We start from the raw sequence: 8,652 nt of genomic DNA, 5'->3' as shown, positions 1-8,652 counted from the left end.
AAAGTTGAGAGAGTTAAATATTGACCCTGATAGTTTATGAATAATGATCACTAATAATGATATAATCTCTAAAAATACTCCATTAACTCTAAATATTCAGTAGAAAGCTTGATGAAAGTATTATTATATATCCCTTATGTCTCTAAAATTAAAATGTGCCTTTTATTACCTATCAAGATTTCCCTTTTACCTAAAACTAAAAAACTTTGTACCTCATGGACATGAGAACTGCTATCTTAGTAAGATGAGAAAAAAGTACAATCTGTAAAGATTTATTTTCAGCAAAATCAAATTTACTTAGGTCAGTCTTATGTGAATTAAAAATTTCTCAGTAAAATCAAAGCTTGTGGTTTTTGCGTTTGTGGTAGTTCCCATATCTATGAACAAGACCAGGCTATTTCATTGTCTAACTTACACAAAGTTTTAAGTATCGTAATTTATTTTTAACATTTTGAATGATGATTGAAAACAATAACCCTGAAATTAATGTCGATGAGTTAATGGAGAAGATTCGTCAAGAGATCCTTAGTCGTCAAGGTTATTCTTCCGGCGCAAATATAAATAATAACAATATAGATACATCAGATTTCACGTTAAATATTGGCTCAAGGATGGGCTATATTGAATCTTTACTAAAAAATGCCGAATCTAGAGCTTATATTCGGACGAAATGGCCTGAAAAACTGAATCGCTTTCCCTTTAATTTAATATCGAAATTACAAACATTGATTCTAAAAGGCATCAACTTTTTATTTAAAGACCAAAGAGAAGTTAACTTCAATTTGATCCTGTCTTTAAAAGAATCTCTAGTGATTAATCACCAACTAATAGCGGAAATTAAAACTTTAAAGTCACAAATAGATGATTTTCTAATTAATGGGGATACTCATTTTCAAGGAATAAATGAACGTCTGAATATTCTAGACAATAGTATTCAAAAACTTGATAACCAAATAACTGCTGTAGATAATCGCTTTCAAGGAGTAAAGGATCATTTGAATATTGTAGATCATAATATTCAAGAACTTGAGCAACAAATAACTGCTGTAGATACTCGTTTTCAAGGAGTAAACGATCATTTGAATATTGTAGATAATAGTATTCAAGAACTTGAGCAACAAATAACTGCTGTAGATACTCGTTTTCAAGGGATGAATGAGCGTCATTTTAGAAATGATAGTTACCTGAAAAATGATTTAATGCAGCAGAAGAGATTGATATCCTTATTTTTAGAAGAAGCGCGACAGCGATTACCAGAACCTTTTAATCAAGAACAACTGCAAACCTTTGTCAGTGAAGATCAATATCTACTAAATGCTTTCTACCTTGCTTTTGAAGACCATTTTAGAGGTACTCGTGAAGACATTTTCAACAGATTAAAAGTATATTTGCCCTTGATTGAAAAAGCAAATGTTGGTACACCAGACACACCTATTTTAGATGTAGGATGTGGACGGGGTGAGTGGTTAGAACTGCTAAGGGAATGGGGATATACCGCTAGAGGTTTAGATATCAACAGAGTCATGATAGATCAATGTCAAGCCAGAGGTTTGGAGGTAATAGCGGGAGATGTGATTGACTATTTGGCATCTTTACCAGACAATAGTTTGGGTGCTGTAACGGGATTTCATATTATAGAACATCTGCCATTTAAGATGTTGATGAGGTTATTTTCTGAAACAGTTAGGGTGATTAAACCCCAAGGATTAGTTATTTTTGAAACTCCAAATCCAGATAACGTATTAGTCGGAAGTAACACCTTTTATCTAGATCCAACTCATATTAATCCATTACCTAGCCCAACAATCAAGTTTATGGCTGAAACCTGTGGTTTATACAATACTCAAATCATCACACTGCATCCCTACCCAGAAAATGCGAAAATTAATGGTCAAGGTGTAGCTGAACGCTTTAACGATCTTTTCTATGGTCCACAGGATTATGCTGTGGTAGGGTATAAACATGAGTAAATATAAGATTGCAGTGGTAGTACCACGCATGATCACCGGAGAGATTGGAGGAGCAGAAAGATTTTTCGCAGGTCTTATAGATTCTTTGAATACTCCGACTACATCTGCAAATCTTGTTCAAGTTTTGGTTGATGAATCCAGTTTTGAGACAATACAAGAATCATATTTACGTTGCTACGATTTAGATCTTTCTGATTACGATGCAGTAATTTCTACGAAAGCTCCTACTTTTTTGGTGCGTCATCCTAACCATATATGCTATCTCGTTCATACTATTAGAGTATTTTATGATATGTTTGAACAAGAGTTTGGTGATGGTAATCAAATTCTCAAAACTCAAAGGGATACTATTCAAAAACTAGATACAGGAGCATTAAGTTCACCAAGAACTAAGAAAGTTTTTACAATTGGTAACGAAGTAAGTCAAAGACTACTTAAATGGAATGGTATTAAAAGCGAGGTTTTGCATCCAGCATTAGTATTGAATAATTTCCATGAAGGTAACTATGAATATATATTCATGCCAGGAAGGTTACATCGTTGGAAGCGAGTAGATTTAGTAATTAAAGCCATGGGTCATCTTCAGTATCCTATTCGTCTGAAAATTGTCGGTACTGGTGAACAGCAGGAAGAACTACGCGCACTTAGTCCTACAGATGAGCGGATACAATTTCTAGGTAGAGTTTCGGATGAGGAACTTTTAAATTTGTATGCAAATGCTTTAGTTATACCATTTGTACCGATACGAGAAGATTATGGCTACGTCACTTTAGAGGCTTTTGCCCATGGAAAACCAGTAATTAGTTGTCACGATTCTGGAGAATGCTTACAGTTCGTTAAAAATGGGATTAATGGTTTTGTGGTTGCTCCTCAAGCAAAGGAAATTGCTAAAGCCATAGAATATTTTATCAATGATCCCGAACAAGCAAAAGTCATGGGGAAAAGAGGAAGGCTTGACATAAGCCACATTAATTGGTCAAATATATCTCAGAGATTATTGGGTGTTCTGCGAGAGTGAAGTTAATAAAAATGAACGAAAAACAAATCTTTCAAGTTACTGTCTTAGATATGCAGCCCATAGATCCACCTATTGGGGGGGGTAGACTGCGGTTACTAGGCTTATATCACGGTATGGGTGAGTATCTTCCTACTACATATATAGGATCTTATGATTGGCCGGGAGAAAATTATCGGCATCATCGGTTGAGCAAAACTTTAGAAGAAATTGATATTCCTCTGAGTGACCAACACTTTTATGAGTGTGCTGAATGGCAGTCACGCTTAGGTGGTAAAACTATTATAGATTCTTGCTTTAATTTGCTAGGCCATCATTCCAGTCAATTTGTGGAAACAGCTAGAAGCAAAGTAGCTGAATCAGATATTGTCATTTTTTCTCATCCCTGGGTATACCCCTTAGTAAAAGACCTATTAAGATCACGTCCCCAACTTGTGGTTTACGACTCCCATAACGTTGAGGGTTTATTAAGAACAAGTTTATTAGATGATGGTAATTTCGGAACTGAAATTGCGAAAAATGTAGTTAGGATAGAATACGAACTTTGTCAAAATTGTGATTTAATTCTTGCCTGTTCCCATGAGGATAGAGAACTATTTCATAAACTCTATAATATTCCATTTAGTAAAATCGCTATTGTTCCTAATGGTGTATTTACAGATAAAATTCAAAATTCAAGTGATAGCAAACGGAGAATAGCCAGAAAAAAATTAAATATAAATATAGGGAATAGTCCACTGGTGATTTTTATGGGTAGTTCTTATGTACCCAACACTGAAGCCGCAAGATTTATTATTGATAAATTAGCGCGAGAAATGCCAGATGTTAAGTTTGCTATTTGTGGTGGTGTGGGTGATCAATTTCGTCAAGAGGAACTGAGTGAAAAAAATATTACTAATGTAATCTTAACAGGTTTTTTGAAAGAAAGTGAAAAACTTGACTATTTAGCTGCATCTGATTTAGCCATTAACCCAATGTTCTCAGGTTCAGGTACAAATATCAAGATGTTTGATTTTATGGCTGCTGGCTTACCAGTAATATCAACACCAATTGGAGCTAGAGGTATATTTCAAGGATCAGAAACAGCTATCCATATCTGCACAGCAGAAGAGTTTACCAGTAGTATCCAACGAGTTATTAATGACAAAAACTATAATCAGGTTCTTGGTCAATCAGCTAGAAGCTTAGTAGAAAGAAAGTATGCTTGGCAAAGAATATCCAATAATTTAGGGCTGTTACTTCATAGAAATAGACTCAAGTTAGGTGATCATATACCATTTTTTACTGTGATTATTCCTACCTATGAAAGACATGATAAATTAGAAGTTTTACTAGGTTGTTTACAAAATCAGACTTTCCAAGAGTTTGAAATTATTATAGTTGATCAAAGTAAAAAATCATGGACACAAACAGAAAAATATTCTCATTTAGACATCACTTATATCCATAGTGATATTAAGGGAGCAGTAATAGCTAGAAATCGAGCATCTTATTATGCTAGAGGAAAAGTTTTAGCCTTTACTGATGATGATTGTCAACCAAAGCCCGATTGGTTAGAAAATAGCATAACATACTTTCAAAATAATGATGTAGTTGGCGTAGAAGGACTAATTATTTCCGACAAACTCAAAGATGATAATTACCGGTCTGTAACCAATCTAGGGTTTCAAGGAATCGGTTTTATGACAGCAAATTTGCTGGTTAGACGGGAAATATTTATGGCTGTTGATGGATTTGATGAATCTTTTGACAATCCACATTTCCGTGAAGATACTGATTTAGGTTGGAGAATTTGCCAGCATGGACAAGTTATTTTTGCTGAAGACGTTTGTGTTTTTCACCCTCCTCATCTTCGTACTGACCAAGGTGAAAGTCTCGAAGAAAGAAACCAGTTTTTTGAGAAAGATGTTTTGTTAATGCAAAAACATCCAGAACGTTACCGAGAACTATTTTTTATGGAGTCTCACTACAAAAATACTCCAGGATTTCGGGAAAACTTTCTCAGAGGAATTAAGAAGTATAATGTAGAAGTTGACAAGTTTTATTTAGATATTTTAGCAGTTGATGATGCAATGATGAAATTTGAAACCCAGTTTAGCGATACTATACCTGACTTATTTTCTGGTAATAGAAAAAATTTAAATTTATTAAAAATCAACAACATTGAGAAAGAGAAGGAAGAAGTTTCTCAAGATCAGGATATTGCTTTGGTAGAACAAATTCTTTTACATTCTCAAATTAGTTCCTTATTATCAACAAATATCCCACAAACTATTCAGGCACATTTGAAATCTGCCGAAATTTTGTTAAATAAAGTCAAAGATATAGTTGGTATCCAGAGTCATGGCGACTATTTTAAAGCGTCAGTTCCTAGATATTTGCATTACTTGGCGGCTGCAATGACACTAAAAAAGAAGTCAAGAATTTTAGATGTTGGTTCTGCTCCTGGACATATTGGTATTGGCTTGCACTTACTCGGTATGAAGGTTGTTGGTGTCAATTTAAATGAAGCCTGGCGTGAGACATATCCTTCCCTTGACTGGGTAGAAAAGTTAGGTGTCATAGAACGTAATCTTGAGCAAGAAATTCTTCCTTATGATGATAATGTTTTCGATGCAGTATACTTCACCGAAGTTTTAGAACATATAGCAATAAAGAATCCGGTAGAAATATTATCAGATTTAAGAAGAGTATTAAAGACAGATGGTTTATTGATTTTATCAACACCAAATATATGCAATATTTCTAATATATATGCACTGTTGAATGAATTTAATATTTTTTGGCAGCCTGAAATATTTTATGGTAGTTTAGATAGGCATAATCGTGAATATACCCCAAAAGAAGTTTACAATCTTGTAGAGAAATCTGGTTTTAAGGATATCCAAATCTACGGGATTAACAGTTATTGTAACTGGCGTTCTGGTACAGATGATTATCCTTATAAAATAATTAATGCACTTGGGGATAATCATCCGTTATTAAGAAATACAATTATTGTTTTAGCTAAAAAATGAAAAAAATGATGTATAGCATATTGCACCTAAATCAATTATACCTTTAACCCATCCACTATGCTTTTAGCTCCTCTCTGAAAACCTACCCATTGGGTATAAGCTATAGCTAAGTGGAGTATTGAGTTTCAATAACAAAACTGAAACTTGCCATAACAGACTTTAACCGCAATTATTCGGCTTGATCAACAGCATTTTTTTATGGTATATTCCCTGTTACCTGTTCCCTGAGACTTATAATTTTTCTCAACTCCTCTAGAGTTGAGGTTATGGGTGATTTTATCTGAGTCAGGTACACCCTTACCGATCAAGATGCCTGTAAGCTGTTGAAAATTTAACTTGTATATTGCTTATAAGTAAAACTGCTGTGGGTTGGGTATCCTGTCCTCCCCAATATGCAATTAAAGGTTTTTAGCTTATTGCAATGGTTTTATGACTCATGTTGGCACCTTATAGCCCCAATCTCCTCCAATTTAGGTGGTGTAAAAAAAACAGATTTGCCATTCAGCAAATAATCAGCTATAAAGAAATATTTAAAATTCTTATAAAATTTTTCTAAAAAAATAGAGTGTTTTAATTGACAAAATATGGATATGTAGTTTACAATCTCACCCAAGTAGCTTTCTAAATGATTTTTTTAAACAAAATCACATTGTCGAAATTAATAGGAAGCATGACGCGCCAAGACGGTTTTATAAGCAATTTATTTCATGGAGTGAACGTGAGACTATGACAGTAGCAAACATTAATTCAATCCAGGGTCTTTTTATTACCCTCCTGAAGGGTCCAGCAAGTACCAAAGAGTTAGCTGATTTGACTTCTCAGTTGAATAGCGGTGTCACTATCACCAAAATCGCTACAGACCTAATTGATTCTCCAGAAGGGAAAGCACTATTTGGTGGATTCAGTAATGGTGATTTGATAGACTACATTTACAGTAATGCTTTCGGTCGAGTTCCTGACAGTGCTGGTAAGACATTCTGGATTGGAAAATTAGGAGCAACACCAACCTCAACCACAAAAGCCACCGTCGTTGTTGATATAATTAACTTTGCCAGTCCTGCTGATAAAGGAGTTTTCAATGGTAAGGTTAATGTAGCTAAAAACACCACTCATGAGTTGGTAGTTCAAGAACTTTATGTTACCCTTTTGGGACGCGCAGCCGACATAGATGGTCGAACCTATTGGGCAGGACGGTTGAATACTGGTACATCTGTCGCTGATATCGCCAAAGAAATTATAGCTTCCGAAGAAGCTCAGGATAAATATGCGGGTTTAATAAACAGTGACTTTGTTGAGAAACTTTACAGTAATGCTTTCGGTCGCGCAACAGACGCGGAAGGTCTAGCTTACTGGGTTGGGAGACTAAATAGTTCAACAAGAGCAGCAGTAACACTAGAGATTCTGGGCGCTGCTAGTGATGCAGATAGACAAACTTTGAACAATAAGGTGGATGTTGCTCAGGGAATTACTAATAACTTTGAAACACAGTTTACTTTAAACAACTACAATGACATCCTTACAGGTACAAATGGCAAGGACTTGTTCATAGGCGATAATGGTAATCTGTTCTTTGCCACTGTTCAAGCGGGGGATAAACTTGACGGGGGCGCTGGTATTGACACCTTTAAATACTACTACAGCGATGGAATATTGCCTACTCTCCTCAATGTTGAAAAGGTAGAGTTGATTAATTTGCGGAGTGATATTGACTTCAGCCCCCTTGCTGGTTCGAGTCTGGAGGAAGTCACTCTCAAATTTAACCCAGACAACTTTTTTACCACCATCTCTGGACTACGAGATATTAAGCTCGGTATTGACAACGTTACCAATAGTGGTTTTATTACTGGTAATTTTGGTAATGGAACAACTGCAAGTGTTTCGCTGACAGATTCTACACTACAAAATTTGACCATTGAAGGTAATAAAATCACTACCATTAACCTTGACCTGGCAAGTGAGTTTACAGACGGGGTTAATAGGATTGACTTCCTAACTATTCCACTATCTTCTAGTGCTACCGGAGGAACACTGAATATTACTGGAGATGCTGGACTAGGTGGAACAGACATTAATGATCCCAACAGTTCTACAACAGTAGATTCAAATCCTAATGCAAAAACAACTGTAAATGCGAAAGAAAACACTGGTGGTGTCAAATTATCCTTTACAGGTCAAGGTAAGGTTGATTTCACAGGCGGTAAGGGTGATGATAGTGTTGGGTTTGAATTCGACCCATTTGACGATAAAACCATAGTTGACGGTGGTGAGGGCAAGGATACATTGCGACTGACTAGTAATGCTAACATTGATGCTACTACAGCCGCCGCACTTGCTGCTATCAACGGTATTGACAACGTTGAGGTCTTAAGTTTTGACGCTCCCACAGTCACAGTTGATGCAGCTAAGATTACTGCTGTTAAAGAGTATGATTTTGTAGCCGATACGGTTGATCTCAGCGGTGCGACTACAGTTAACAAATTCACCTTGAATAAGACTCTAGACAACGATGTTGATTTAAAATTGAAAGGAAAGGGTCAAAGTGTAGATCTAACATTGAAAGGAAAAGTTCAAATCCTGAATTTAGTCTCTAACGCGGTTACTGACACTGGGACTGAGAAAAATGAGATCACCAAACTGACCACAGATTTTG

At 35.6% G+C, this 8,652-nt stretch carries 4 protein-coding genes; all 4 read left to right on the top strand.

Annotated features, from left to right (window positions below):
- Positions 1-455: 455 nt before the first annotated feature.
- On the top strand, positions 456-1,970 hold the full coding sequence (locus ACIR131C_RS0114790) for a methyltransferase domain-containing protein (protein ID WP_334310843.1): 1,515 nt from the start codon (positions 456-458) through the stop codon (positions 1,968-1,970).
- A complete protein-coding gene (locus ACIR131C_RS0114785; RefSeq protein ID WP_035372160.1) occupies positions 1,963-2,988 on the top strand; it encodes a glycosyltransferase family 4 protein in 1,026 nt (341 codons plus the stop codon). Before ACIR131C_RS0114790 ends, ACIR131C_RS0114785 begins: the two co-directional genes overlap by 8 nt.
- 11 nt (positions 2,989-2,999) lie before the next feature.
- Positions 3,000-6,002: a glycosyltransferase gene (locus tag ACIR131C_RS22850; RefSeq protein WP_081677204.1), complete on the top strand. Its 3,003-nt coding sequence runs from the start codon at positions 3,000-3,002 to the stop codon at positions 6,000-6,002.
- Between the two features lie 726 nt (positions 6,003-6,728).
- Positions 6,729-8,652 (top strand): DUF4214 domain-containing protein (locus tag ACIR131C_RS26120; protein ID WP_196811774.1); only part of this gene is annotated, 1,924 nt, incomplete at its 3' end.

It is taken from the genome of Dolichospermum circinale AWQC131C, from assembly GCF_000426905.1.
GTDB lineage: Bacteria > Cyanobacteriota > Cyanobacteriia > Cyanobacteriales > Nostocaceae > Dolichospermum > Dolichospermum circinale.
Note: the sequence above shows the minus strand (reverse complement) of the source record. Positions and strands in the feature narration are given on the sequence as shown.